The organism is Brevundimonas sp. KM4 (genome assembly GCF_000964075.1).
Taxonomy (GTDB): Bacteria; Pseudomonadota; Alphaproteobacteria; order Caulobacterales; family Caulobacteraceae; genus Brevundimonas; species Brevundimonas huaxiensis.
Window position 1 is genome coordinate 1 of record NZ_JZRG01000041.1, and the last position, 2,526, is coordinate 2,526.

General features: G+C 60.8%; 4 protein-coding genes. 1 reads left to right on the plus strand and 3 read right to left on the minus strand.

All coding sequences use genetic code 11. The features are described 5' to 3' along the window. The first annotated feature begins 37 nt into the window (after positions 1–37). Positions 38–424 carry a hypothetical protein gene (locus VH88_RS16160; RefSeq protein ID WP_156146873.1) on the plus strand — a complete coding sequence of 129 codons (387 nt, stop codon included), beginning with the start codon at positions 38–40 and terminating at the stop codon, positions 422–424. A 14-nt stretch (positions 425–438) separates the two neighbouring features. Here VH88_RS16160 and VH88_RS14775 read toward each other — a convergent pair whose 3' ends face one another. From VH88_RS14775 to VH88_RS14785, 3 genes are read right to left on the minus strand one after another with little or no spacing between them, the layout of a single operon-like run. Beyond that, positions 439–1,062: a recombinase family protein gene (locus tag VH88_RS14775; RefSeq protein WP_045811925.1), complete on the minus strand. Its 624-nt coding sequence runs from the start codon at positions 1,060–1,062 to the stop codon at positions 439–441. A 35-nt stretch (positions 1,063–1,097) separates the two neighbouring features. After that, complete coding sequence (locus VH88_RS14780) at positions 1,098–1,583, minus strand: GNAT family N-acetyltransferase (protein ID WP_045811926.1); 486 nt, start codon at positions 1,581–1,583, stop codon at positions 1,098–1,100. Positions 1,584–1,614: 31 nt separating this feature from the next. Then, a complete protein-coding gene (locus VH88_RS14785; RefSeq protein ID WP_045811927.1) occupies positions 1,615–1,851 on the minus strand; it encodes a hypothetical protein in 237 nt (78 codons plus the stop codon). Between the last annotated feature and the right edge of the window lie 675 nt (positions 1,852–2,526).

The window sequence follows — 2,526 nt, forward strand, 5'->3', positions numbered from 1 at the left end:
GAGCAATGTGTAGCTGATTTGTAAGGGGTGGGCAGAAATGACAAATCGCTTTGGGAAGCTTGGCGATGCCGAGTTGAAGCACCTGTTGATCGAGCTTTATCGAGCACCGGCTACGTTCGAATTTGAAGCGCGACGCGCATTGGAAAGTGCTGCTCGCCAGCGTGGTTTCGATATCGTTTCGGTGCTTCAGGAAAGCCGACAGGCGGAACAATCGATATCGACCCAGATGTCTTTTGAAGCGGCTGCCAAAAAGCGAAAACGTGATCGTTTCTATTTTCACTTCGGTCGAGTGATAGGCTGCGTCGGGCTGGCGGCAGCAGTTGGGATCGGCATTTTGTCGGTGATGGCTGGACATGTCGGGGGAATAATTTCAGCCCTGTTCACTGCCGCTTGTTCATTATGGTTTGTCTTCCGAGGGGGCTAAAAGTCTCACCAAGATCAGATGGCAACGCTCTCCAGACGGTCTTCCCCGACCACGTGCATGGAGCGTTTGATGCGCTGGACGGAGGCCGTGGAGGTGCCGGTCGCCTTCGCTACCGCCCGGATGCTCTGACCGTCCTTCAGGGCCTTCTCGACCCTCGCCACACGGTCGGGCGATAAGCTGGGGCGACCGAACTGGACGCCTTTGGCACGAGCGCGAGCAATTCCTGCCCTCACTCTGGTTTTTATGAGTTCGCGCTCGAATTCGGAGAACACCGCCAACATCTGGAAGAGCATGCGCCCGGAAGGTGTGCTGGTATCGACCGACTGCTGATGGAGGTAGAGGTCGCAGCCCCGAGCTTGGATGTCGCCGAGGAAAGCCACCAGATCGGTCAGGGAGCGTCCCAGACGGTCAACGGCGTATGCGGCCACGATGTCCACCTCTCGGCGATGGACGGCCTTCAGGAGGGCGTCGTAGCCCGGCCTCTGGTCCCGGCCCTTGGCGCCGCTGATCCCTTGGTCCTCGAACACCCTGACGATGGTCCAGCCGGATCGCTCGGCCACCTCGGTCAGGATGCGAATCTGGTTCTCGACCGTCTGCTGGTCGGTTGAACATCTGACGTAGAGACCGGCTCGCTTCATCCATCAGAAGGTCTCACGGATCGGCGGGGCGTCAATCAGATCGGTGCGGGGAGGGTCTTGGCCATGCGGTAGTTGCGGAAGGTCTCTCCCCGGAGTTCGACGTCCTGCGCCTCGATCACCTCGAAGCCGTTGCGTTCGAAGAACGGGCGGGCGGTGATGCTGGCCTCGGTGAACAGGCGGCCGATGCCTCTCTCTCCGGCTTGGGTATGGATGTGATCCAGCAGAGCGCGTGCCACGCCTCGACCTTGATGGTCGGCATGAACAAACAGCATGTCGATGTGGCCGTCTGGCTCCAGATCGCTGAAGCCTGCGATTTCTCCGCCGACTTTCGCCACGAAGGTCGGTCTGCCGCCGAGGCGCGTTGCCCACTGCTCTCGGTTCACAGCGACCGGCGCCCATGCGTCGATCTGGGTCGGGCTGTAGTCCCGGCTGGCCACCTGCCTCACTGATCCAGCGAACAGGTCGATCAGCACATCGAGGTCTTCTGCGCGGTAGGCGCGGATGTGGATGGTGTCGTTCATGGCGTCGCCTGATGTCAGAGGGGCGACGCCTTTAGCTGGGCGAGCGGATGTCGTCCAAGGGCATGACGAACATCTGGCTGTAGCCTTGGTGGCCATCGCTGGTCGTGAAGACGACGAACTCCTCGCCCGCTTGTTCTGCCGCCTCGCGCACGATGTTGCTGAACTCGTCGATGTGGTCAGGCTTGCCGATCAGCGTGAAGCCGTCCCGCTCGACCTTTACGTCGTAGGCGGGGGCGCCGCGCTTCAGCTTGTCGAGCAGCCGTCCCATCGACCGTTAGAAAAACACCGATCATTTTGTCGGTCAAGCCGAGTGGGCCTGTGGTTTTCGCGGGTATCTTTCAGCACGGCTGATACGGGTGCTGGGAGGCCCGGATTTGCTGGGGTCTGGAGGGCGAATTTCGGAGGGGTTTTTGTCACGGCGCCAATGGCGCCAATAGCGTCGATAGCTCGCCCCGGAATCCGTCGCCTGCGTGCTTGACTGGCCTGCGGCCCGCGCTCCTGAATCCTTGGTTCTCGACCGAGATGAACCTTCTTCAGGTCAGCAGGTCGATGAACGACACGACGTCAGTCGGGTCGATCACGGCCATGCTGAACGTCGGGGCCGGAGCGGAACGCGACGGGCACGGCCGATCAGTCTGGTCATGTGACCTATCGCCGGGACGGCCAACCGCCGAAAGGGGGCGGTCGTCCGCTCCTGACGATGATGGCCATGGATCGCGTCAGCCGCCGTAAACGGTCGGCCTCCTCGATCCACGCCAGTCATTCGTCCGTCGTGGCAGATTGATCTGGCCGCCCCTCGTCGGAGAGCCAATTCCAAATTAAAGCGTCACCCTCTCTTAAAGAGGCACGCGAGCGACGCTTTTTTCAGACCTTCGGCCCCACTGCTTCAACGACGATCCAGCCACCATGCGCGACACCTATCGACGCTATTGGCGCCAATGAC